The organism is Streptomyces sp. NRRL WC-3605 (assembly GCF_001509795.1).
Classification (GTDB): Bacteria; Actinomycetota; Actinomycetes; order Streptomycetales; family Streptomycetaceae; genus Streptomyces; species Streptomyces viridochromogenes.
This window is the reverse complement of record NZ_LLZN01000045.1, coordinates 251223-273240: the sequence shown is the minus strand read 5'-3', so window position 1 is coordinate 273240 and position 22018 is coordinate 251223. Positions and strand designations below refer to the sequence as shown.

Below are 22018 nucleotides of genomic sequence, written 5' to 3'. Positions count from 1 at the left end.
GGAGCACCGCCCGTGGACCTCACCGCCGCGCTGGCCACCCACCGCCTGGTCGCGATCGTGCGGGGCGCCGATCCCGACGCCGCGCTGCGCACCGTCCTGACCCTCGCCGAGGAGGGCGTCGAGCTGATCGAGGTGTCGCTGTCCGGCAAGGACGCGCTGACCGTGATCACACGCGCCCGCGCCGCCTTCGGCCCCGGCCGTCCCCTCGGCGCCGGCACGGTCCTCACCGCCGAGGACGCCCGGGCCGCGCACGCCGCCGGCGCGGACTTCGCCGTCACCCCCGGCCTGGGCGAAGGCGTCACCACCGCACAGGAGCTGGGCCTGCCCGTCCTCGCCGGAGTGCTCACCCCGACCGAGATCATCACCGCCCGCGCCCTCGGCGTGGCCGCGCTGAAGCTGTTCCCGCTCGCCCAGGCCGGGGGTGCGGCGTACCTCAAGGCCCTGCGCGGCCCGTTCCCCGACGCCCCGTTCGTCCCCGTCGGCGGCATCGACGAGAACGGCACGCGTGCCTGCCTCGCGGCCGGCGCCCTCGCGGTCGGCGTCGGCTCTCCGCTGGTCGGTGACGCGGCCGACGGCGGGAGCCTGAGCGCGCTCAGGGATCGCGCCCGTCGTTTCCGCGCGGTCGTCGAGGAGGCCGGCCGATGACCATCCCGCGCGCGGCTCACCCCGACCGGCTCGAACTCGGTGAGGGCATCCGCTGGACCGGCACGGACGTCGTCCTCGTCGACATCCTCGCCGGGCGTCTGCTGCACGCCCCGCAGGACGGGACGGCCGCCCTGCGCACCCTGGCCGAACTCCCCGTCCCCCTCGGCGCCGTCGCGCCCCTCGCCGGTCACCACGGCACCTGGGTGGCGGCCGCCGGCACCGGGATCTGCCTGCTCCGCCCCGACGGCACCGTCGACTGGCTGGCCCGTCCCGAGGACGGCGCCCCCGTACCCATGCGCATGAACGACGCCGTCGCCGACCCGTTCGGCCGGTTCTGGGCCGGGAGCATGGCGTACGACGCCGACGACGGCGCCGGCTCGCTGTACCGGCTCGACCGGGACGGCACGGTCGTCCGGGTCCTGGACGGCCTCACCGTGCCCAACGGACCCGCGTTCAGCCCCGACGGCAGCCTCATGTACCTCGCGGACAGCGCCCGCGGGGTGGTCCGCCGCTACCCCGTCGACCCCGCGACCGGCACCCTCGGGGCCCCGCGCCTCTTCGTCACCATGGAGGACGGCAGCCCCGACGGGATGGTCGTCGACGCCGAGGGAGCCGTGTGGATGGCGGTCTGGGGCACCGGCACGGTTCGCCGCCACCTGCCCGACGGCACGCTCGACCGGACGCTGCGGCTGCCGGCGTGCCAGCCCGCCGGGGTCTGCCTCGCGGAGGACGTCCTGCACATCACGACGGCCCGCGTCGGCCTGCCCGCGCCGCGCCCCGACGACGGGGCGCTGTTCACCGTCCGCGTGGACGTGCCCGGTACGCCGACGCCGGCCTGCCGGCTCGACGCGGCGGTCGTGGAGGGCCGGGCATGACGGGCCCGCGCGCCCCGTGGCGCCCCGCTCCGGGACCGGTCGTCTGTGTGGGCGAGACGATGGCGGCCCTCGCCCCCGATCCCGCGGGTCCGCTGGCGGACGCCGGGCGGCTGCGGCTGTCGGTGGCGGGCGCCGAGTCCAACGTCGCCATGTACCTCGCCGACCACGGTGTCCCGGTCACCTGGCTCTCGGCGCTGGGCGACGACCCGCTGGGCCGCCGCGTCCGCGCCGCCGTCGCCGCACCCGGCGTCGACGTGTCGCACGTACGCACCGATCCGGCCCGCCCCACGGGCCTGCTCGTGAAGGACCCGGCCCCCGGCGGGACCCGCGTGCACTACTACCGGCGCGACTCGGCGGCGTCGGCGCTCGGCCCGGACCTGCTCCACACCGCACCGGTCCGCACCGCCGCACTGTTGCACCTGACCGGCATCACCCCCGCCCTGTCGCCCTCGTGCCGCCGGCTGGTGGAGCGGGCGCTGGCACCCGGGCGCCCGTACGCCGTGAGCTTCGACGTCAACCACCGCGCCGCCCTGTGGCCGGACGGCACCGCCCCGGCCGTGCTCCGCGACCTGGCCGACCGCGCCGACCTCGTCCTCGTCGGCCTAGACGAGGCCCAGACGCTGTGGGGCGCGGATCTCACGGCACCGGGCGTGCGGGACCTGCTCCCGCGCCCCCACGTCCTGGTCGTCAAGGACGGTCCGCGCGCCGCGACCGCCTTCACGGCCGAGGGCGCCGTCACGGTCCCCGCGCCGCGGGTCCGGGTCGTGGAGGCGGTCGGCGCCGGGGACGCCTTCGCGGCCGGCTTCCTGGCGGGACTCCTGCGGGGCCGGACGACGACGGCCGCCCTGCGGTTGGGGCACCTGACCGCCGGGTCCGCGCTGCGGGTGACCGGCGATCACGGTCCCCTGCCGGACCGGGCGCGGACCGAGGAGCTGCTGGCGCTCTCCGACGCGGAATGGGACGCACAGATCTGAGCGGGCCCACCCGTCCCGGAGTCGGCACACGGGCTCGCCGCGCATGATGGCATTCGCCCGCCTATGCTCCATTTGTGTGACGACCATCTTCGAAGAGCTCGTGGCGAAGCAGCGCGCGGCCGAGCAGGCTCACGGCCGCGTGGAGGAACTGCGGGGCATGTACGGTCCACCGACCCAGGTGGGCGGCTGGAGCGCCCGCCAGACCGAGACGTACAACACCGCTCTGCGGGCCTGGCGGGACCTCGCCAGGGATCTGCAGACGGCGGTGGCGGAGTACGCCCGGAGCCAGGGCGCCTCACGCAGCGGCGTCGAGGAGGAGATCCGCAAGGCCGCCCACGCGCAGACTCCCGGACCCGGTGCCTAGTGCTGTGACCGGCTTTCGACGGCCGCGTCGAGCAGCGGGCCGAGTTCCGCGCTCACCGTGGTCAGCGGCCGGACGTCGCGCCGGGCCCGGGCCATGAGGATGGCGCCCTCCAGCGAGCCGATCATGAGTGTGGCGAGCGACCCGGCACGCTCGCGCGGCACCCCCATGCCCGTCAGCGCGTCCGCGACCGCTCCCGTCCAGGCGTCGAACGCGGCGGTGGCCGCCTCACGTGTGGACTCGGTGTTCTGGGAGCAGTCCACGGTGGCGGCGGCGACCGGGCAGCCGCCCGCGAAGCCGGCGGCCTCGTACTCCTGCGTCCACTGCCGCACCATCGCCGCGAACAGCCCGCTGGGCGTCGGCTCGGGGAGCGCGGCCAGGAAGCGCGCGACCCGGCGTGCGGCATAGCGCCCGGCCCAGCCCACCGCCTCGTTGACCAACTGCTCCTTGCCGCCCGGGAAGTAGTGCTGGAGCGAGCCGCGCGGCGCCTCGGCGTGGGCGGCGACCTCCCGCATACCGGCGGCGGCCACCCCGCCCCGGCGCAGGAGCTGGGCGGCGCTGAACACCATCCGCTCGCGCGGCCCTCGTTCGGGCGGCACCGTCATCGCCGACCTCCGTGCGTCCCGGTCCGGTTCACGGCGCCCATCCTATGACCGGCGTCATAGGGTCCCGTACTATGACGACTGTCATAGAGGCGAGCGTGGCGAGCGCGGGTTGTCCCGCGTCCCGGACGCGGCGGAACGGCGGTGCGGCATGGACGTCGGAATCACCGGTAAGGACGCTGGATTCACGAGCAAGGACGTGGGATCCACCGGCCTGGACCTCGGATTCATCGGACTCGGGGTCATGGGGCGGCCCATGGCGCTCAACCTGGCCCGCGCGGGGACGCCCCTCGTCGTCTGGAACCGCACGCCCGGCCGCTGCGACCCCTTGCGGGAGGCGGGCGCGCACATCGCCGGGAGCCCCGCCGAGGTCTTCGCGCGGGCCGGCACGGTGATCCTGATGCTGGCCGACGAGAGCGCCGTGGACGCCGTCCTCGGGCGCGGCACCCCCGACTTCACGGCCCGCGTGGCGGGACACACCGTCGTCCACATGGGCACGACCTCCGCCGAGTACTCCGCAGGGCTCCGGGACGCCGTCCGGGCGGCGGGCGGACGTTATGTCGAGGCCCCCGTCTCCGGCTCCCGGGTCCCCGCGGAACAAGGGCGACTGGTGGCGATGCTGGCCGGTGAGCCCGACGCCGTGGCGGCCGTGCGGCCCCTGCTGGCACCGATGTGCGGCGAGACCTTCGCGTGCGGCGACGTCCCCGGCGCCCTGCTGATGAAGTTCTCGGTCAACCTGTTCCTGATCACCCTGGTCACCGGTCTGACCGAGGCGTTCCACTTCGCCGGCCGGCACGGACTCGACCAGGGCCTGCTGCGTGCCGTCCTGGACGCGGGCCCGATGGCCAGTGCCGTCTCGCGCGGCAAGGCCGCCAAGCTGGTCGCCCGCGACTTCGACGTCCAGGCGGCCGCCGCCGACGTCCTGAAGAACAACCGGCTCATCGCCGAAGCCGCCCGCAAGGCCGAGGTGGCCACACCCCTTCTCGACGTCTGCCACGCCCTGTTCGGAGAGACCGTCGCCCAAGGACGCGGCACCGAGGACATGGTGGCCGTCCTGCGCGCCCTCGAATCCCGCACGGGCGCCTGACAGTTCCGTCCCGCCGGGCAATTAAGCTCCCGCCCATGAGTGAGGACGGCAGAGACCCCGCGAGACGCGTGGTCGACGGGCGCTTCGAGTTGGAGACCCGCCTCGGCGGGGGAGGAATGGGCACGGTGTGGCGCGCCAGGGACCTGGTGCTGCACCGGCTGGTGGCCGTCAAGGAGGTGCGCCCGCCCGACCGGGACCTCGCCGAGTACGACCCCGAGGGCGCACGGATGCTCCGGGAACGCGTGCTGCGCGAGGCCAGGGCCCTGGCCCGGCTCGACCACCCGAACGTCGTCACCATCCACCACGTCGTCGACGGCGGCGAGGGCACCTACCCGTGGCTCGTCATGGAACTGGTCACCGGCGGCTCCCTCGCCGACCGGCTGGAGCGCGGCCCGATGACGCCGCCCGAGGCCGCGCTGATCGGCCGAGGGGTGCTGGCCGCGCTGCGCGCCGCGCACGACGCCGGCATCGAGCACCGGGACGTCAAGCCCGCCAACGTCCTGATACGGCCCGACGGACGCCCCGTTCTCACCGACTTCGGCATCGCCGCGATCCGCGGCACGACCACCCTCACCACCACGGGCTCCCTCATCGGCACGGCCGACTTCATGGCGCCCGAACGCGTCTCCGGCCACGAGGGCGGAGCCGCCTCCGACCTCTGGTCGCTGGCGATGATGCTGTACACGGCCATCGAGGGCCACCACCCGCTGCGCCGGGGCACCACCGTGGCCACCCTCGCCGCCGTCCTCCACGAGGACGTGCCGCCGCCGGTCCGGGCGGGCGCCCTCGGCGACGTCCTGATGGGCGTGCTCGTACGGGACCCGGCCGCGCGCCCCACGGCCGACGCGCTGGACCGGGCGCTGGCCGCCGTCGAGTCGGGCCGCACCGGTCCCGCCCCCACCACGTCGTACTCGCTCGCGCCGCCCAGCGGTCCGCCGACCGCCCCCGTCGCCCACGGCACCTTCGGGCCGCCGCCCTTCCTGCCGCCCCCGGGGCAGGCGATGACCGTGCCGCAGCGTCCGGCCACCGGGAGCACGCGCGGCCGGGCCGTCCTCTACGGCGTCACTGGCGCCTCGCTCACTGGCGCGCTGGCGCTGCTGTGGTGGCTGCTGCCCCTCGGCACCGACGACCACAAGGCCGACTCCGACGGCCGGCCCACCACGTCCGCCACCGGCCCGGCCGCCTCGTCCGGCGCCCGGACCCCGGCCGCCGACCGGTCGAAGGCGGCGGACACGGTCCCGGCGGGCGGCCTGCTGACCCCGGACGGCATCCGTACGGCCATCAAGGCGTTCGAGGAGGCGACCGGCCGGGACCGGTACGCCGACTTCACCGTCTACCCGGACCACGCCTCCGCCGAGCTCATGGTCGAGGGCAGCGACAAGAAGTACGACTCCTACACCTACTGGCCGGGCCGCGGTGTCGAGAAGGGCATCATCAGCGGCACGGTCATCGGCGGCGACCGGCCCGTCCGCCTCGACGGCTTCGACTGGACGAAGGTTCCCGCCCTGTTCGACCAGGCGGAGAAGAAGCTGAACGTCGACAAGCCGACTCTGCGGTACGTGACCCTCAAGTCGCCCAGCACCACCTTCGACACCCCGGCCGGCATGGCCGTGTACCTCACGGACGACTACGGCACCGGCTACCTCGTTGCCGACCCCCACGGCAAGGTGACCAGCGTCTACCCGGCCGAGGACTGATCCGGACGCACCGGTGACGGGAGACGCGGCGCTCCGGCTTGATAGGCAAGTGGATACTTGCCTATGGTGGCAGGGTGGCCGACGACCTCTTCAAAGCCCTGGCCGACCCGACCCGCCGGATCATCCTCGACGAGCTGGCGGAGCGGTCGGGACAGACACTGTTCGAGATCTGCGGTCGCCTCGCCATGAGACACGGACTCGGCATCTCCCGGCAGGGCGTCTCCCAGCATCTCGCCGTGCTGGAGGCCGCCGGTCTCGTCACGACCAGGCGGGAGGGGCGCTACAAGTTCCACGACCTCGACACGGCCCCGCTGCGGCAGATCACCGAGCGCTGGCCCCTGCCCGACACCTCCGCACCCGAGGAGAACACCCCATGAAGATCCGTCTGACCAGTGTCTTCGTCGACGACCAGGCCGCGGCCCAGCACTTCTACACCGAGATCCTCGGCTTCCGGACGAAGCACGACGTCCCGATCGGGGAGAAGGACCGCTGGCTGACCGTCGTCTCGCCCGAGGAGCCCGACGGCACCGAACTGCTGCTGGAGCCCCTCGGCCACCCGGCCGCCCGCACCTACCGCGACGCCCTCGTGCAGGACGGCATCCCGCTCGCCCAGTTCGCCGTGGACGACGTCCGGGCCGAGTACGAGCGGCTGCGCGCCCTCGGCGTCCGCTTCACCCAGGAACCCCTGGAGATGGGTCCCGTCACCACCGCCGTCCTCGACGACACGTGCGGGAACCTCATCCAGATCGCGACCCAGCCCGAGTGACCAGCGCGAGCCAGTCGACGAGGAGGCGGTTCGTCTCCTCGGGCCGCTCCTGCTGAATCCAGTGGCCGCAGCCGTCGAGCAGATGGGAGGAGACGAGCCCCGGCAGCGTCACCGGGAACGCCTCGATGGCGTCGGCCAGCCAGGTCGTGGAGGCGTCCAGGGACCCGCCCACGAACAGCGACGGCTGGGTCAGGGGCGCCCCGTCGTACGCGGCCAGGTCCTCCCAGTCGCGGTCCATGTTCCGGTACCGGTTGAGCGCGCCGGTGAAGCCGGTCCGCTCGAACTCCCCGGCGTACACGTCGAGGTCCGCCTCGCCGAGCCAGCCCGGCAGCCGGCCCTCGGGGAACCGGTCCCGCAGCGTGCCGCCCGCTCCGACGAAGTGCGGATCGGGCGCGCCGGGCCCGGCCATGGTGTCGGCGGACAGGGCCGCGTAGAAGCCGGCGAGCCAGCCCCGTACGTCCGGCTCGATCTCGGCCTCGGCGCGGCCCGGCTCCTGGAAGTACGCGACGTAGAACTCCTCGTCCCCGCCGACCCGGGAGAAGACGTCGCCGGGGCGCGGACCGCCGCGCGGCGTGTACGGCACGGAGAGCAGCCCCACGGCCCGGAAGACCTCCGGCCGCAGCAGCCCGGAGCTCGCGGCGACACCCGCACCCCAGTCATGGCCGACGACCACGGCCGACTCCTCGCCGAGCGCGTGCACCACCGCGACGTTGTCCTCGACCAGCTCGCGCATCCGGTACGCCTCCACGGCCGCCGGTCTGGCCGACCGGCCGTAGCCGCGGACGTCGAGCGCGACGGCCCGGTACCCCGCCGCCGCGAGGGCGGGCAGCTGGTGGCGCCAGGAGTACCAGGACTCCGGGAAGCCGTGCACGAGCAGCACGAGCGGGCCGGTGCCCTGCTCGACCAGGTGGATCCGCCCGGCCGGTCCGAGGACCGTGCGATGGATGAACCGTTCCGAGCCGTCCTGACGTGCCATGTGCCCTCCTGCGGACGTCGCTTCCTCGCCCGAACGGCCCCTGTGCGGGCCGCCGGATCCCGCCCCTGCGGTCACACCGATCCTGCGGAGCGCGACGACGGCGCGGCCAGCGCGTTTGCCGGTCCGGCAAACTCCCGCCCGCAGGCGTACGGCGCGGCAGTCCGAACTGGCGCACCGCGGGTGACGTGGGAAGATCTCCGCGTGAGCAGTCGGTTCGCCGAGAGGGAGCCCGTGGACCTGGACGCCGTGGCCGACGAGCTGTACGGACTGCGGCCCGAGCAGTTCACGGCCGCCCGCAACGAGCGGGTCGCGGCCGCGCGCTCGGCGGGGAACCGGAAGCTGGCCGACGCGATCGGCCGGCTGCGCCGCCCCAGCCTGTCCGCCTGGGCCAGCAACACCCTGGTCCGCGCCGAGCCCGACCAGGTGGAACCCCTCGTCGGGCTCGGCGAGGCTCTGCGGCAGGCCCACCGCGACCTGGACGCGGCGCAGTTGCGTGACCTCGTCCACCAGCAGCGCCTGCTGATCGGCGCGCTGGCACGGCAGGCCGCTCAGCTCGCGGCCGACGCCGGGCATCCGCTCGGCCAGGACGCCCAGCGCGAGGTCCAGGACACCCTCCAGGCGGTGCTCGCCGACGCGGAGGCCGCCCGGCAGTGGGCCTCGGGCCGCCTCACCAAGCCCCTCACGCCGACGGCCGCTTTCCCCGCCACCAGCGGCGAGGCCCCGCCCCGCCGCACGCCGGAGCCCGACCGGGCGAAGCGGCCCGCCCCGGCCGAGGCCGGGAAGTCCGTGGGGGACCAGCGGCGCCGCAGGGAGCGCGCCGAGGCCCGCAAGGCGGCCGAGGAGGCCGACCGGGAACGGCAGGCGCGGGCTTCGGAGGCCGAGGAGGCGGCCCGGCGGGCGGAGGACGTCAAGGAGCGGGTCGCCGGGCTGCGGGACCGGGTGGAGACCCTGTCGAAGGAGCTGAAGGGCGCCGAGGCGGATCTCGCCCGGGCCCGCTCGGACGACCGTACGGCCCGCGAGGAGACACGGGCCGCCGAGCGCCGCGTCCGTGACGCCGACCGCGCCGCGCAGAAGGCGGCCCGGCGCGTGGAGGAGCTGTCGGACGAGGACTGACGTCCGCACCGTCCCGCCGGCTCGTCAGCCGCTCACGAACCCGTCCACTGGCCGGACTGCTTCGCCCCCGACGACGCGGGCGCCGACTCCTCCCGCTCCTCCGGTGTCACCGCCCGGCCGCCCGGATGGCGCAGAGCGCACAGGAACGCGACACCGAGGGCGATGGCCATGCCGTAGAAGACCCACTGGTTGGCCTCGGCGAAGTCCATGCGGATCGCGCCCATCGCGTCCCGGATCGCGTCCGCCGCCGGCCCCGTACCGGTGGGCCCGGCGTCGTCGCCGTTGCCCGTGATGGACTCGGTGACCCCGCGGGCCACGTCGTCCGACACGCTCGGCGACAGTCCGCGCCCCTCCAGGGTGTCGCGGACATTCGTGTTGGTGACATGGGTCAGGATCGTGCCGAACACCGCCAGGCCCACACTGGCCGCGAAGTTGCGGATCGTCTGCGTGATGCCCGTGACCTCGCCGTACGACGGGCCGATGGCCCGGTTCACGGCGTCCGTGGACGCCGGGGCGAGGATGAAGCCGATCCCGGCACCCGCGAGCGCCGCGTACGGCCACTGGTCGTGCATCGACAGGTCCGTCAATTCGCCCGCCCACAGGGCGAACCCGACGGCCCCCAGCACACACCCCAGCTTCAGGGACGGGCGCGCGCCCTGCTTGTCGAGGATGCGGCCGCCCCACTGCGAGGCGATCGCGAAACCGGCGAAGAAGTACAGCAGGAACAGCGCCGCCTGGTTGGGCGAGGCGCTCAGCGACACCTGCGCGTACACGGACGCGAAGAAGAACAGCGGCACGAACGCGAGCATCGAGAAGAACAGCACTGCGGCGTCGACACTGAACGCCTTGTCCCGGAACACCCGCAGCTCGATCAGGGGATGCCGCACCCCGCGCTCGTAGCGGATGAACACGCCGAGGATCACCAGGCCGCCCACGATGCAGATCCAGGTCGCCGCGCTGTCCCAGCCCCAGGCCCACGCCTGCTGGAAGCCCAGCACGCACAGTCCCATGCCGGCGGCGATCAGCGCGGCGCCGGGCACGTCCAGGGTGCCCTCCCTGCGGCGGTCAGCGATCCGGGCGGCGGCGACGAGTGCGAGGGCCACGACGGCCACCGGGACGTTGACCCAGAACACCGCCCGCCAGGTCCAGCTCGTGAGCCAGCCGCCGAGGAGCGGCCCGATGGCGGTCAGCGCGCCGGAGATCCCGAAGAACAGGGCCAGGGCACGGCCCCGCCGTTCGCGCGGGAACACCGCCACCACCACCGCCAGCGCGGCCGGGAACAGCAGTGCCGCGCCGAACCCCTGAGTGGCCCGGAAAGCGATCAGCCAGCCCTGGGCCACGTCCCCCTCGGGGACACAGCCGCACAGGACCGACGAGACGACGAAGACCAGGGTGCCGACGACCACCACCCGGCGCGGGCCGTACAGGTCCGCGAGACGGCCGCCGAGCGCGAAGAACGCCGCCAGGGCCAGCAGGTAGGCGTTCACGACCCACTGCATCCCGGAGGCGGACAGACCGAGCTCCCGGACGATGTCGGGGGCCGCGATCGACACGATGGTCTGGTCGATGAACGTCATCGCGACCGCGAACATCATGGCCGCGAGCGCCACGGTCTGTCGTGGTGCCGTCTGGGAGGGGGCCGTGGACGAGCCACGCCCCGCGTACGAGCCACTCACGCGTCCAGTCTGCGCCCGACCGCGCGACCGCGCATCAGCAGCACGCGCGCACCGAACTGCCCCCGCCGCGCGGCTCAGACGACCGCCAGCAGCTCCTCCAGCGGGGCCGGGACACGGTCGGTGTCGAGGGCCTCCACGAGCACCCGGCCGTAGTGGATCTTGCGCCCGCTCGTCGTCCCGAAGAAGCGCCGCAGACGCTGCTGCGCGGTGCGGTCCCGCTGCGCCGGCTGCCGCAGGAACGTCGTCAGGGGACGCAGGTCCCCCTCCTCGCGGACGAGTTCCTCCACGCGCCCGATCCCCAGCGCCCGGATCAGCTCGTCCTCCAAGTCGGCCGCGCAGACGAAGAAGTCGGGCCGGGCCACACCCGCCCGCTGCCAACCGCGGGCGTAGAAGGGGCTTTCACGCTCGTCGCACAGCCCGGCCAGGCGCAGTCCCAGACCGGACGGCCCGAGCAGTTCGGCGAAACGGCCGACGCTCATGGCTCCGCCCATCGGCAGGACACAGACGCCCTCCGCCGCCAGATCCCGCCCGCGGCGCCCGGCCAGCGCGTTGACCGCCGCCGCGTCACTGGGCCCCTCCAGCAGCACCGCCACCCGTACGGGCAGCCCCGCGGCCAGCTCCCGCGCCCGCTCGCCGTCCCCGCCGGCCGCCCACGCGGTCACCGCATCCCGGAACGCCCCCATGTCACCCATGGCAGGAGTCTGCGCCGGTACCCCCCGCCACGCCAGTGCTTTTCGCCGCTCCCGGCACCCCGGCTCTCACGCGGTGTTGACAGGTTCGTCGCCTACCCTCGTGCCTGAGGACGCCGAAGTCGCGTCCGTGCGCTGCGAGGAGGCGAGGGTGCGGGGACGGGGCACGCGGTGGTTCGTGGCCGCGATGATCGTGGCCTGCGTGGTGCTCGTCGGCCCCAGCGCGCCCAGCGGGGCGGTCTTCGCCCGGGCGCTGCCGGTGGACGCGGCCGAGGCCGTCGTGCCGAACCGGGTGATGACGTGGAACCTCTGCAATCCCTGCGGGGTGAGCGACGTCGACCGGGCGGCGGAGATCGCCACGTACGCGCCGCAGGTCATCGGCGTGCAGGAGGCGTGCGACCGGGACGTCGCACGGATGCGGGACTTCCTCGAGGGCTACTACGGGCTCAAGTACCACGTGGCGTACGGGACGGTGCTCGACAGCCTGAGCCGCTGCGGAGGGACGCCGTGGAACCCCGGCGGCTTCGGGCAGGCGATCCTCTCCGCCGCGCCGATGACGGACATGGTGCGACGCGAGTATCCCGACGGCGGTTCGGAGGACCGCGGCTATCTGGCGGTCACCACCCTCGTCGACGGCCGGCCGATCCGGGTGTTCAACACCCATCTCGCGCAACGGCGTCAGGAGTCCGTCCGGGCGGAACAGGTCCCCGTGCTCGCCCGCGAGGTCGCCCGCCAGGACCGCGCGATCGTGATGGGCGACTTCAACGCCGTGCCGGAGGCACCCGAACTCGGGCCGATGTGGAAGGTGGCCACCGACGTCGACCCCGAGTGCCGCCCCACGCCCACCGGTCCGTGCGAGCCGACCACGGACTGGCAGAGCAAGTTCGACTACGTCTTCCTGCGCGGCGTCGACCGGGTCGAGCACGGGGTGCGTCCCACCGTGTACTCCGACCACCACCCACTGCTCGCCGAGGTCGACGTGCCCTGACGCGGAAATCGTTCGCGTCCCCGCCTTACGGGCCACTACCCTCCGCCTGTCCGTGAAGTGGCGTGCCCGCACGGGGACATGCCCGCGAGACGGCGTACCGGCGAAGGGGCCAGGCATGGAGATCGGCGGCATGAGGACGGACCGGCTGGGACTGCTGCTCGACCAGTTCGACCGCGCCCGGGAGATGGCGGAGGTCCGGCTGACCGGGCTCACCGACGAGGAGTACCTGTGGGAACCGGCCCCCGGCTGCTGGTCGATCCGCCCGCGCGGCGAGGCGACGACCCCCCGGGCGTTCGGGCCGGGGGAGTGGGTGCTCGACCTGGGCGCCGCGGACATCCCGGCGAGCGAGTACGCCGAGGTCGCCCGGCAGGTCGCCGACGGCATGAGCGTCGAGAAGGTCGCCGAGGACTGGAGCGTCTCCGTCGAGCGGGTCGAGGAGGTCCTGGCCCACACGGGCCCCGTGGAGCCCGACCGGACGCCGGTCACCACCATCGCCTGGCGGCTGGGCCATCTGCACTACGGTTTCGCCGGGCACTGGGAGTGGGCCTTCGGCGAACGGCGCCAGGACCCCAAGCAGATGGTCGACTTCAGCCCGTCCGCCGCGACCGCGCTCGAGCGGTTCTGGGAGTCGGTCGACCGCTGGCGCCGCGCCGTCGGCACGGTGACCCAGGAACAGCTCGACACGATCGGCTTCTCCCAGTACCCGTACGGCTCCGACCCGGACGAGCCGTACGCGGCGGTGCTCTGGGGCGCCAACCTGGAGTTCATCCACCACATGGCGGAGATAGCCCTCCTCCGCGACCTGTGGCAGGCGCGCTCCGCCTGAACGGACGGCCTCGGCGGGAGAAGCTCATGAACGCCCCCCGAAGGCGTACTGGAGCCACTCCCGCTGCCCTTCGGGGTCGGCTCACACCCGTGGCTCGTACCGACAGTGTGCCGGGCCCCCTACGCCACCGGTTCCTGCTCGTCCGTCGCCACCAGCGACTGGTTGAGGGCCGTCCGGGACAGGGCCACGATCCCCACCGCGATCAGGGCGACGCCGAGCAGCTGCGGTACGAGCCACCAGCCGGAGCGGACGGTCTCCTCGTACAGGGTGATGCCGAGCGCGAGGCTCACCGCCGCGTCGCCCAGGGTGAGGGCGGGCTGGGAGGCGACCAGAGGGCCGGCCTGCATCGCGTTCTCCAGCAGGAACAGCGCGCACACCCCGGTCACGGCGAAGGCGTACGTCTGCCAGGCGGTGAGGAAGGCGACGATCCCCTCCTCGTCGAGGAGGTGCGTGGACGCCTTGAGCAGGGCCGCCGTCATCGCGTAGCTGATCGCGGTGGCGGCCCCCAGGCACGCCGCGCGGGCGGGCCCGTGCGGGCGTCTGAGCGCCATGACGGTGAGGACGGCGACCAGGCCCGCGCAGACCGCGAGTGCGGGGATCCACCGCTCCAGGGACACCCGGGTGCGGTCGCCGGAGGGCGCGGCGGCGGCGAGCGCGACCGCCAGCCCCGCGACCACGACCGTCACCGCCACCCAGCCGGAGCCCGGCAGCCGCCGCTGCATCAGCAGGGACGCCACGATCAGCGTCAGCGGGAGCTCCAGCACGAACAGCGGCTGCACGATCGTCAGCGGCCCGGTCACCAGCGCGACCGCCTGGCAGACGGCGGCCCCGATCACGGCGAGGATGCCGAACAGCCAGATCGGCCGGCGCAGCAGATCGAGGATGAGCCCGGCCCGCAGGCCCTGCGAGCTCGGCACGGTGAGCGCCGCCTTGCGCTGGAGCACCGTGGCCACGGCGTTGCTCAGGGCGGCACAGACCGCGAAGACGACGGGGAGCACCGTACCCAGCGTGGCCACCTCCCGAACGCACCGGATTCCTCCTCCCGCCATCCTCACCTGGAGCGGGGCAGAGGCGCGATCGGAGAACGCGGCGCGGGCCCCTGGGTGTGCTGTCCCGGGACCGCACACCTGGGCGCCGCCTGGGGCCGCCCCGCATGCGCGTGCCCCGCACAGGCCCCACCCTGGTCCCATGGTCAGCGCACAGCCCATCGTCATCTACCCGGCCGCCGAGGACGGCGGCCGCCGCGTCCGTGTGAACGAGCAGTTCGTGGGGATGGCCTACGGCCTGCTGGACATCGTCGAGTTCCTGCGCCTCGCGGGCCTGGACGACGTGGACGACGACTGGGTACGGCGGTCCGCGCTGGTCGAGTGGCGGGGCGGCGGCCCCGAAGGGTGGCATCCCGCCCGCGACTGACCCGGGTGGCCCCGGCGGTGCGCACCGCCGCGGTGGGTAAGCTCACGGCCGACAGCAGATCCGTGTCGGAGCGCGAGTGAGAGTGGTCGGATGCCGGAGCGCAATCTCGAGTTCGGCAAGTACGGGGCGCGGGGCCTGAGGGGGCACGAGGCGGTGGCCCGCCGCCTCGACGCGCTCGCCGGATTCGTCGCCACGCCGATCACCCAGCGCCGTGGTCTGCTCGCCCGGCTGCACTACCTCACCCGCACCGAGCACGCCCGCCGGGCGGCCCGCGCGGCCGGACTGACCGTCACGGACCGGACGCTGAATGCGTGGCTGGCGGGCCGGCGCAACCCGTCGCGCCGGAACCTGGAGAACATCGAGGCGGCGTACCGGTCCGTACGCCGCCTCAATGTCGCCCGCTATCTGCTGGCCCGCCTGAACCGCGAGGGCCGCGGCACCCGCGTCGAGTTCCACCCGGTGAACCAGTCCCAGGTGGACCGCCCCCGGCAGCGGGTCGTGGAGTACCGCACGCTGAACGTCCGCCACTGGGACCGGATCGTCGAGGCGTGGGCCCGGGACGACGCGGCCGCCCTGGACGAGGCGTGGGTCAACGACGCGACCGTGGACCTCGGTTCCGAGTGGGGCCAGTACGAGTACGTGACCAACATCGGCTTCGCCGCCTGAGGCTCTAGCCGGGCACCTTGTCCTCGAAGGTCGTGCCCGCCGCCCGGTAGGCGCCGACCTTGGCCGTGACCTGTGCCGGGGTGAGGACCTGGTCCTTGACGTGCAGGACGTAGTCGACCTGCTCGTCGTACGAGCGTGGCGTGGTGCTGGTCTGGCCGGCGAGGTCGATCAGCCACTGGTTGAAGTTGATCGACATGGGCCGCTCGGGCAGGTAGGCGGCGTCGTGGGTGCCGAACAGCTGCCCGTCGACGTAGTACTTGATGGAGCTGTCGTCGATGGTCAGCACCAGGTCGTGCCAGCCGGCGTAGCTCTGCCGGGACTCGCTGTGCTGGTTGACGGCCTGCCAGGGGTCGGGGTTGTACGTCTCCCAGGACGTCGTGTAGAGGATGTTGGCCGGCTCGCCCCAGCCGCCGTTGGGCAGGTACTCGAAGTCGTACTCCGCGTAGTCGTCGGCCATGGGGGCCTTGAGGTCGTTGATGGTGAAGAACGTCTGCACCAGGCGGTCCCCGTCCGGCCCGGACACGGGCGCGTCGGAGAACCGGACGCGCGCCGCGTAGGTGCCGTTGCGGAACTTCATGGCCTTGGTGAGGACTTCGGTCTGCTTGGTGCTCTCCGGGGTGCCCGCTGTCGAGGTCCGCAGGTTCATCACGGAGTTGCCGCCGGAGGCCGTGAAAGTGACGTTCTCCGGAGCCCAGGTCGCGCCGGGCACCCCGGGGCCGCCCGCGTTGGAGCGCACGTTCCAGCCGTTCGCCGAGATCCTCGGGTCGCTCGACGTGCTGTAGTCGAAGTCGTCGAACAGGCTCTGTCCGCCCGCCGGGGGATCGGTGGGCGGGTCGGTCGGGGGATCGGTCGGGTCGTCACCGCCGGGCGACGTGCCCCAGACCGTGCTGCCCGACACCGAGGCGGTGATCTTCGTCCAGTCCGCGTACGAGGTCTGGGACGCGCCGAACGAGTAGTCGTCGCTCTGCCGCAGGGTCTGCCAGTCCGCCCGGTGGAAGCGCAGCTGCATGTCCCCGGTGTCGGCGCCCGGCGCGAGCGTGCCGGCCCCCGCGGTGAAGCCGATCTCCAGGTAACGGTCGGCGGTGGCCGTCGGGTTGGCGGGAGTGCCGAACGTCCCGGTGATGTTGGCGCAGCCCTTCACCGCCCAGGAACAGGCGAAGCGGTACGCCGTCCCGGCCGCGTCGGCCTTGAAGTAGTAGCGCACCTTGACGGAGCTCAGCGGCAGGCCGCTGCTGCCGGTGTTCCTGACCTTCAGCCAGGGCTCCGCCTGGTCCGCCGTGGCGCCCGTGGCGCTGGTCCGGTACTGCACGCTCACGCCCGCGGCGGCGGCGCTCGCGGGGCCCGACAGGGCGGTGAGACCGGCGGTGCCGAGGGCGGTGGCCACGGCCGCCGCGAGGGCGACCCGCAGTCTGCTCGGTGTGGTTCGGGACGTCATGCTGATTCCTTCCGGACGGGATGTGGGGTTCGTCGTGCTCGGGAAATCAGGGCCGTGCTGTGGGGTGCGGCTTCAGGGGTGGCGGGGCACGCCGAGCGCGTCGAGGCGCGGCAGGTGCCGGTCGAGACGTGAGCGGAACTCCCGCCAGGGGGTGGGTCCGCTCCAGGTGCGGTCCGCGAGGGCGCACAACCGGGGGTAGGTGAGGTACTCCAGGCGCGCGGGGGTCGTCGCGTACTCCGTCCACACCTGGGCCTGCGCGCCGAGGACGTGGGCGGCGGCCTCCGGGGCGGCCTCCTCGGGGACCGGGTCGTGGGCGTGGACGTCCCGGAGCGTGACGACGGCTCCGGGCTGGGCGGGAAGCTCCTGCGCCCCGCCGCGCTGGGGGTGGTCGAGATAGGTGCGCCGGTGGTCGGCATTGATCACGTCGAGACCGCGCCGCGCGGCGGCGAGGGCGTGCGCCGGGTCGCGCCAGGCCATCACCGTGAAGTGGTCCGGCAGTTCGCCGCCGGTCTCGGCCCAGGCGACCGGGCGGCGTCCGTTGCGGACCAGGAACGCGCCGACGCGGGCGAGGAACCAGCCGTGCAGCGCGCCGGGCCCTTCCAGGCCCGCCTCGCGCACACGGGCGGCGGCCTCCGGGCTCTCCGCCCACTCGGTGACGGGCACCTCGTCGCCGCCGATGTGGACGTAGGGGGAGGGGAAGACGTCCATGACCTCGTCCAGCACGGTGTGGCAGAAGTCGAACACCTCGTCGTGCACGCCGAGGACGGTGTCGCAGACCCCCCACCGGGTCCACACGTCCAGGCTCCGGCCGGGCCGGTTGCCCAGGTGCGGGTAGGCGGCCAGGGCGGCCCGGACGTGCCCCGGCATCTCGATCTCGGGCACCACGGTGACGCCACGGGCCGCCGCGTACCCCACGAGGCCCGTGAGTTCGGCCCGGGTGTACACGCCGCCGTGCGGCACGTCGTCGTAGGTGTCCCCCTCGACGCCGACCGGGGAACGGGACCGGTGCCCGCCGATCTCGGTGAGCTTGGGGTACGCCGGCACCGGCATCCGCCAGCCCTGGTCGTCGGTGAGATGCAGGTGGAAGACGTTGATCTTGTGCAGGGCGAGCAGGTCGACGTAGCGGCGGAGGTACTCCACCGGCTGGAAGTGCCGGGCCACGTCGAGCATCGCGCCGCGCCACCGGTGGCGCGGGACGTCGGTGATCTCGGCGCACGGCAGCGACCAGCGCACTCCGGCCCGGGGTGACTCCGACAGGGCTTCGACGGGCAGGAGCTGACGGATCGTCTGCACGCCGCGCAGCAGTCCGGTGGGCCGTGCCGCGCGAAGCAGCACCGAGCGGGGCCCCACCGTCAGCCCGTAGCCCTCGTCGCCGAGTCCGGTGAGCGCGGGGTCGAGCGTCAGGACGACCGCGCCGTCCTCGGAGTGGGGCAGCGGGAGTCCGGTGGCGGGGGCGAGCAGCTCGCGCAGCAGGCGGGCGGCGGGTGCGGCGCCGTCCCCGACGCGTACGCCGGTGCCGGCGTCCAGGGTGAAACGGCCGCCGCGGGCGTGGGCCCGGGTGGGGCGGGGGAGCAGCGGCAGCGCCGGAGGCGTGGGTGCGGGCACGGGTGTCTCCCGTCTCGGTGGACGTGTGCCGAGCGACTTGACCAGTTGGGCCACTGGTGAGGTGACCTCTCACTGGTCGATGAAGGTGGCATAGACCAATTGAGGCGTCAACCCTCCACGCAAGCCCCTTTGTTGGCGCTCCGAATCCCGTATGGCCCTGCTGCTGAGGCGACTTGATGGCTACACTGCGTCTGACCAGTGGGTGAACTGGTCAGGTGTGCTGAGCGAGTGCGAGTGCGAGTGTGGGTGGGGGCGGCGGCATGAAGGCGGGCGATCCGGGGGCGGTGCTCAAGCGGGAGCGCGTCCGCGACCACATCCTCGGGCTCATGGAGTCGCTGCGCCCCGGCGACGCCATCCCCTCGGAGCGGACGCTGTGCGCCGCGCTCCACGTGTCCCGTCCGACGCTGCGCGTCGCCGTGGACGAACTCGTCGCCGCCGGGCTGCTGGTGCGCGAGCACGGGCGCGGCATGTTCGTGGCACCGGAGAAGATCACCCAGGAACTGGTGCCCGACCACCGCACCATGGCCGTTCCCCGCGCCTCCGGCGCCTGGACCAGCCGTCTGCTGGAGTTCACCACCATCGCAGCCGGCGCCCGCGTCGGCCGCAAGCTGCGCCTGTCACCCGCCGCCGAGGTCGTCTACGTGGCCCGGCTGCGCCTGGTCGACGGCGCCCCCATGGCCATCGAGCACCTGCACATCCCGGCCGGCCTGGTGCCCGCGCTCACCGAACGCGAGCTGGAGGCCGGCGACCTGTACGAGCATCTGCACGACCGCCACGGGGTCCGGGTGAGCGAGGCCGTGCAGACCATGGAGCCGACCGTGGTCAGCCAGGCGGAGGCGAAGATCCTCGGCGTCCCGCACCTGTCGCCCGCCCTCCTCTTCGAGCGCCTCACCTACGACACGGACGGCCGGGCCGTCGAGTACGTCCACTCCCTCTACCGGGGCGACCGCTACCGCATCGTCACCCGGCTCACCCTGGGCGTGCCCGCCCCCGACGAGCACACGGCACCGACGGGTCCCATCCCCGGCATCCCGCCCGGCGCCTTCCCGCCGCGCGAGGCGGTCGTCGTCACCGCGCAGGGGGACGTGCACGACGAACGGTAGACCGGGCCCCGGAGGCCGCCGCGCGGGGGACCGATGAAGGCGCGACATGCCCGAATGGGGCAGCACGATGGCCCTCGCCGGCCTCGCCGGCCTCGGTGCCTTCCTGACCGACGCGGCAAGGAGCCGAACGGACCGCGTGCGCGTGTGAGCCCTGTACGCGCCCCCCTTTCTGGAGATTGTCTTACCGGCGGGGCGGTTGGCCGGAACCAGCCGTCCGCGGTCCCGATCCGGATCTCGAGAGAGGCAGGGTGGTCACGGTGCTGTTGCGTCTGCCCACGTCTGTGGCCGAAGCGCGGGAGTGTCTGGCGGAGGGGGCGGTGCCGATCGGCGGAGCCACGCTGCTGTGGGCCACCTGGCAACGGGACGGATTCCCCGACACCGCGATGTCGCTGCGGGAGGTGCCCGAGGCCAACGTCCTCGAGCGCGACGCCGTCGGCGCCGCCGTGGTCCTCGCCCGGATGGACGACCGCGTCCCGGACGTCCTGCGGCTGGCCGCCGGCGGCGTGGGCACGGGGGCGGTCCGCCGCAGCGCGACCGTCGGCGGCAACGTCGTCGGCAGCACCCTGCGCTGTCTGCTCCCCGCCGCCCTCGTCCTGGACGCCCGGGCGACCGTGCTGGAGAGCGACGGCGTCCGCGAGACGGACCTCTCCGAGCTGGTGGCCAAGCGTCCGCTGCTGCTCAGCCTCAGCTGGCGCTCCCCGCTCGCCAGCACCTTCCGGAAACTGGACGGCGCGCCGGGCGGAGAGCCGCCGCTGGTCGTCGCCTCGGCCACGCACGCGGGGGACGACGGCCGGGTCGCCGTACGCGTGGCCGTCCGCGACGGCTACGAGGTGGTCGACGCGGAGGCCACCGTGTGGGACGACCCCGGGCAGACCCTGGACGAGCTGCGGGCCACGGCCCTGGACGACCTCCCGGCCCCCGCCTGGGACGTGATCCGTGCACAGGTCACCGCCCTGACCGGGTGACGCCGAGTTCCCTCAGAGCCCGTCCGCGAACGGGGTGAAGTGGGCGGGCGCGTGATCGACGGGCAGCTCGGGCCGCCAGGCGGTGAGGATCTGGGCGCTGCACTCGAACAGCCCGGGCGGCAGCGCGTCCAGGGGCCACCAGCGCCAGTCGCCGACGGATTCGTCGGGCTGGTCGGCCGGCGTCCCCCGCCACGCGGTGACGACGGCGCCGACGGTCATCCGTACGACTCCGCCGACCTGGTCGACGAGGGTGCCGAGCAGCCGGACGTCGGCCGGATCGGCGGCCAGTCCGGTCTCCTCGGCGAGCTCCCGGACGACCGTCTCCTGCAGCGACTCCCCGGGCTCCACGGTGCCGCCGGGCAGTTCCAGGGTGCCGCGCCTGTGCCGGCCCAGGAGCAGTCCCCGGGGACCCAGCAACACGGCTCCGACACCGATGGCCGCGTGCGGCACGGGCGGGCGCGCGCTTCGGGGCCGGGACGTGACGCGCGCCGGCCGACGGGCCTGGAAGAGCCGGTAGGAGGCTCGGTTGCCCTCCTCCGGAGCGTCCAGGACCGTCACGGACTCCACCTCGAGCCCGTACGTCCGCAGCAGCTCCGTCCAGGCATCGGTGGTCAGCACCCACATCCGTACGGTCAGCTCCCCGCCGCCGGCCAGGCGCAGGGTCTCCGGCCGCGAGGTCACCTCGGTGCCGGGGCCGTGCCCGGCGGAGTTCGTGTGCAGGACGGTGAAGCAGAGCCGGCCGCCGGGCCTGAGGGACCTGGCCAGCTCGGGCAGCAGCCGGTGCGGATCGTACGGGAAGGAGTGGACGGCGTAGACGACGTCGTACGGGTCCGCCGTGCGCAGGTGCTCCACGGCGTCCGCGCAGACGAGGGTGAGCCCCGGCAGGCCGCCGTAGCGGGCCCGGGCGCGTTCGATCTGTGACGGGGAGGAGTCCACGGCGTCCACGCGCGCGCCCCCGTCGCGCACGAGGTGGGCGGCGTGCCGGGCCGTTCCGCAGCCGAGGTCCAGGACCCGCAGTCCGCCCAGGTCGCCGAGCGGCGCGTCCCCGGGCCCGGACCCGGCCAATCCCCAGTCGATCCGCTCGGCCTCCGGCAGGGGAGTGGCACGCCGCAGATGGTGGCGGCCGTAGACCGTCCACGCCTCGGCGTTCGCGGCCTCCGGGGAAGGGTGTCCGGGGCACGATCGGGAGTCGTCCGAGCTGGTGGTCTGCGGCATCGAGGAACCTCCGGTACGGCGAACGGCTGGGGCGGCGGCGTCAGAGACGCGTCAAAGATGTCCCGGCCGCCGTAAGGGACCCGTCAACGGTGGCCGGATCCGGCCGGCGCGGCGATTTCCTTGCATCGTCCGATGTACCGCCGATTCTCATCCAGGAGTTCGCGATGGCCGATGTGGCCTTCGTCGTCACCACGATCGCGGTGTTCGCGCTGGTGGCTCTCGTCGCCAAGGGGGTGACGAAGCTGTGACCGCCGAGAACGTCGTCGGCCTGATCGTGGCCGTCGCCCTGCTGGGCTTTCTCGTCCTCGCCCTGATCTTCCCGGAGAGGTTCTGAGAGCCGA

The 22018-nt window shown here is 73.8% G+C and carries 25 protein-coding genes; 17 read left to right on the top strand and 8 right to left on the bottom strand.

What is annotated here, in order from left to right; genetic code table 11:
* Nucleotides 1-12 precede the first annotated feature (12 nt).
* The 4 genes from ADL34_RS11290 (at nucleotide 13) to ADL34_RS11275 (ending at nucleotide 2858) form a co-directional block, all read left to right on the top strand.
* Nucleotides 13-645, top strand: a complete 633-nt coding sequence (locus tag ADL34_RS11290; RefSeq protein WP_062672296.1) for a bifunctional 4-hydroxy-2-oxoglutarate aldolase/2-dehydro-3-deoxy-phosphogluconate aldolase — start codon at nucleotides 13-15, stop codon at nucleotides 643-645.
* Entirely contained in the window at nucleotides 642-1520 is an 879-nt protein-coding gene (locus tag ADL34_RS11285) for an SMP-30/gluconolactonase/LRE family protein (RefSeq protein WP_062672298.1), read from the top strand. Before ADL34_RS11290 ends, ADL34_RS11285 begins: the two co-directional genes overlap by 4 nt.
* Nucleotides 1517-2494, top strand: a complete 978-nt coding sequence (locus ADL34_RS11280) for a sugar kinase (RefSeq protein ID WP_062672300.1) — start codon at nucleotides 1517-1519, stop codon at nucleotides 2492-2494. The genes ADL34_RS11285 and ADL34_RS11280 overlap by 4 nt, the downstream gene beginning before the upstream one ends.
* A gap of 76 nt (nucleotides 2495-2570) precedes the next feature.
* Nucleotides 2571-2858 (top strand): hypothetical protein, encoded by a 288-nt coding sequence (locus ADL34_RS11275; RefSeq protein WP_062672301.1) that lies wholly within the window; start codon nucleotides 2571-2573, stop codon nucleotides 2856-2858.
* Here ADL34_RS11275 and ADL34_RS11270 read toward each other — a convergent pair.
* Entirely contained in the window at nucleotides 2855-3460 is a 606-nt protein-coding gene (locus tag ADL34_RS11270; RefSeq protein ID WP_062672303.1) for a TetR/AcrR family transcriptional regulator, read from the bottom strand. The genes ADL34_RS11275 and ADL34_RS11270 overlap by 4 nt on opposite strands.
* 211 nt (nucleotides 3461-3671) lie before the next feature.
* Between ADL34_RS11270 and ADL34_RS11265 the strand changes: the two genes are divergently transcribed.
* The 4 genes from ADL34_RS11265 (at nucleotide 3672) to ADL34_RS11250 (ending at nucleotide 7007) form a co-directional block, all read left to right on the top strand.
* On the top strand, nucleotides 3672-4544 hold the full coding sequence (locus ADL34_RS11265; RefSeq protein ID WP_062672687.1) for an NAD(P)-dependent oxidoreductase: 873 nt from the start codon (nucleotides 3672-3674) through the stop codon (nucleotides 4542-4544).
* Nucleotides 4545-4579: 35 nt separating this feature from the next.
* On the top strand, nucleotides 4580-6241 hold the full coding sequence (locus ADL34_RS11260; protein WP_062672305.1) for a serine/threonine-protein kinase: 1662 nt from the start codon (nucleotides 4580-4582) through the stop codon (nucleotides 6239-6241).
* 74 nt (nucleotides 6242-6315) lie between these two features.
* Entirely contained in the window at nucleotides 6316-6618 is a 303-nt protein-coding gene (locus ADL34_RS11255) for an ArsR/SmtB family transcription factor (protein WP_062672307.1), read from the top strand.
* Nucleotides 6615-7007, top strand: coding sequence for a VOC family protein (locus ADL34_RS11250; RefSeq protein WP_062672309.1), 393 nt, complete (start codon nucleotides 6615-6617; stop codon nucleotides 7005-7007). The genes ADL34_RS11255 and ADL34_RS11250 overlap by 4 nt, the downstream gene beginning before the upstream one ends.
* Here ADL34_RS11250 and ADL34_RS11245 read toward each other — a convergent pair.
* The gene (locus ADL34_RS11245; protein ID WP_062672311.1) at nucleotides 6979-7983 is read right to left on the bottom strand and encodes an alpha/beta fold hydrolase; all 1005 of its coding nucleotides are present in this window, start codon (nucleotides 7981-7983) and stop codon (nucleotides 6979-6981) included. The two genes, ADL34_RS11250 and ADL34_RS11245, sit on opposite strands and share 29 nt — an antisense overlap.
* A gap of 201 nt (nucleotides 7984-8184) precedes the next feature.
* Here ADL34_RS11245 and ADL34_RS11240 point away from each other — a divergent pair, with 201 nt between their 5' ends.
* Complete coding sequence (locus tag ADL34_RS11240; protein WP_234374990.1) at nucleotides 8185-9096, top strand: hypothetical protein; 912 nt, start codon at nucleotides 8185-8187, stop codon at nucleotides 9094-9096.
* Nucleotides 9097-9128: 32 nt separating this feature from the next.
* Here ADL34_RS11240 and ADL34_RS11235 read toward each other — a convergent pair whose 3' ends face one another.
* Both ADL34_RS11235 and ADL34_RS11230 read right to left on the bottom strand, forming a co-directional pair.
* Complete coding sequence (locus ADL34_RS11235; protein ID WP_079034390.1) at nucleotides 9129-10691, bottom strand: MFS transporter; 1563 nt, start codon at nucleotides 10689-10691, stop codon at nucleotides 9129-9131.
* A gap of 155 nt (nucleotides 10692-10846) precedes the next feature.
* Nucleotides 10847-11464 carry a TOPRIM nucleotidyl transferase/hydrolase domain-containing protein gene (locus ADL34_RS11230; RefSeq protein WP_062672318.1) on the bottom strand — a complete coding sequence of 206 codons (618 nt, stop codon included), beginning with the start codon at nucleotides 11462-11464 and terminating at the stop codon, nucleotides 10847-10849.
* A 184-nt stretch (nucleotides 11465-11648) separates the two neighbouring features.
* Between ADL34_RS11230 and ADL34_RS11225 the strand changes: the two genes are divergently transcribed.
* A complete protein-coding gene (locus ADL34_RS11225; RefSeq protein ID WP_234374992.1) occupies nucleotides 11649-12449 on the top strand; it encodes an endonuclease/exonuclease/phosphatase family protein in 801 nt (266 codons plus the stop codon).
* A gap of 115 nt (nucleotides 12450-12564) precedes the next feature.
* On the top strand, nucleotides 12565-13275 hold the full coding sequence (locus ADL34_RS11220) for a DinB family protein (RefSeq protein WP_062672320.1): 711 nt from the start codon (nucleotides 12565-12567) through the stop codon (nucleotides 13273-13275).
* Nucleotides 13276-13394: 119 nt separating this feature from the next.
* Here the strand turns inward: ADL34_RS11220 and ADL34_RS11215 are convergent, their stop codons facing one another.
* Nucleotides 13395-14282: a DMT family transporter gene (locus ADL34_RS11215; RefSeq protein WP_267891522.1), complete on the bottom strand. Its 888-nt coding sequence runs from the start codon at nucleotides 14280-14282 to the stop codon at nucleotides 13395-13397.
* Nucleotides 14283-14463: 181 nt separating this feature from the next.
* Between ADL34_RS11215 and ADL34_RS11210 the strand changes: the two genes are divergently transcribed.
* Together ADL34_RS11210 and ADL34_RS11205 are read left to right on the top strand one after the other, a co-directional pair.
* Nucleotides 14464-14688 (top strand): hypothetical protein, encoded by a 225-nt coding sequence (locus ADL34_RS11210; protein ID WP_062672324.1) that lies wholly within the window; start codon nucleotides 14464-14466, stop codon nucleotides 14686-14688.
* 90 nt (nucleotides 14689-14778) lie between these two features.
* The gene (locus ADL34_RS11205; protein ID WP_062672325.1) at nucleotides 14779-15354 is read left to right on the top strand and encodes a hypothetical protein; all 576 of its coding nucleotides are present in this window, start codon (nucleotides 14779-14781) and stop codon (nucleotides 15352-15354) included.
* A 4-nt stretch (nucleotides 15355-15358) separates the two neighbouring features.
* Here the strand turns inward: ADL34_RS11205 and ADL34_RS11200 are convergent, their stop codons facing one another.
* Nucleotides 15359-16789, bottom strand: coding sequence for a cellulose binding domain-containing protein (locus ADL34_RS11200; protein WP_062672328.1), 1431 nt, complete (start codon nucleotides 16787-16789; stop codon nucleotides 15359-15361).
* 72 nt (nucleotides 16790-16861) lie between these two features.
* The gene (locus tag ADL34_RS11195; RefSeq protein WP_062672330.1) at nucleotides 16862-18394 is read right to left on the bottom strand and encodes a beta-N-acetylhexosaminidase; all 1533 of its coding nucleotides are present in this window, start codon (nucleotides 18392-18394) and stop codon (nucleotides 16862-16864) included.
* 260 nt (nucleotides 18395-18654) lie between these two features.
* On the opposite strand from ADL34_RS11195, the gene ADL34_RS11190 reads away from it, so the two are divergent.
* Complete coding sequence (locus ADL34_RS11190) at nucleotides 18655-19497, top strand: GntR family transcriptional regulator (protein WP_062672332.1); 843 nt, start codon at nucleotides 18655-18657, stop codon at nucleotides 19495-19497.
* Nucleotides 19498-19754: 257 nt separating this feature from the next.
* A complete protein-coding gene (locus ADL34_RS11185; RefSeq protein WP_062672691.1) occupies nucleotides 19755-20462 on the top strand; it encodes an FAD binding domain-containing protein in 708 nt (235 codons plus the stop codon).
* 12 nt (nucleotides 20463-20474) lie between these two features.
* Here the strand turns inward: ADL34_RS11185 and ADL34_RS11180 are convergent, their stop codons facing one another.
* Nucleotides 20475-21677 (bottom strand): bifunctional class I SAM-dependent methyltransferase/NUDIX hydrolase, encoded by a 1203-nt coding sequence (locus tag ADL34_RS11180; RefSeq protein WP_062672334.1) that lies wholly within the window; start codon nucleotides 21675-21677, stop codon nucleotides 20475-20477.
* Between the two features lie 89 nt (nucleotides 21678-21766).
* On the opposite strand from ADL34_RS11180, the gene ADL34_RS36065 reads away from it, so the two are divergent.
* The gene (locus ADL34_RS36065) at nucleotides 21767-21925 is read left to right on the top strand and encodes a hypothetical protein (protein ID WP_159038911.1); all 159 of its coding nucleotides are present in this window, start codon (nucleotides 21767-21769) and stop codon (nucleotides 21923-21925) included.
* Nucleotides 21922-22011 (top strand): K(+)-transporting ATPase subunit F, encoded by a 90-nt coding sequence (kdpF, locus tag ADL34_RS11175; protein ID WP_062672337.1) that lies wholly within the window; start codon nucleotides 21922-21924, stop codon nucleotides 22009-22011. Before ADL34_RS36065 ends, kdpF begins: the two co-directional genes overlap by 4 nt.
* Nucleotides 22012-22018: the final 7 nt, after the last annotated feature.